At 42.2% G+C, this 460-nt stretch carries 1 protein-coding gene; it reads left to right on the plus strand.

Annotated elements, in window-relative coordinates; translation table 11 throughout:
• On the plus strand, positions 1 to 317 hold a 317-nt coding region (locus ETC00_RS19790; protein ID WP_171567750.1), incomplete at its 5' end, for an HAD hydrolase family protein.
• Positions 318 to 460: the final 143 nt, after the last annotated feature.

Below are 460 nucleotides of genomic sequence, written 5' to 3' on the forward strand. Positions count from 1 at the left end.
CCATTAGTGACGGGAAAATCGAATTGTTGCCAAAAAACGTTTCAAAACTAAACGGGCTCATTCGTCTCGGAAACGAACTTGGTATTTCGTTAAAAGAAATGGTTGTGATCGGCGATCATATGGATGATATGCCAGCCATTGAAGCGGCTGGTCTTGGCGTTGCGATGGGGAATGCGCCAAATGAAGTAAAAGCGGTTGCTGATTGGGTGACGCGCTCAAACGAGCAACTAGGTGTGGCTTATATGATTAAAGAACATTTTCGAAAGCAACATCGCCCGCAATTTTTACGGCAAATTCGCACGACAGAGAAAAAATAATTTCCGTTTCTTGACGAGCTTTTCGCTTCTTCTGTACACTTAAATGAGTTTAATACTTTGAAGCGAAAGGTGATTTCATTGCGTATTGACATTTGCGGACTTGAGCCGGTTGATCGTTTTCAACGTTCTTTAGAGGTTATTAC

Origin of the sequence: Brevibacillus sp. MCWH (assembly GCF_013096935.1) — a bacterium.
GTDB lineage: Bacteria > Bacillota > Bacilli > Brevibacillales > Brevibacillaceae > Brevibacillus > Brevibacillus aydinogluensis.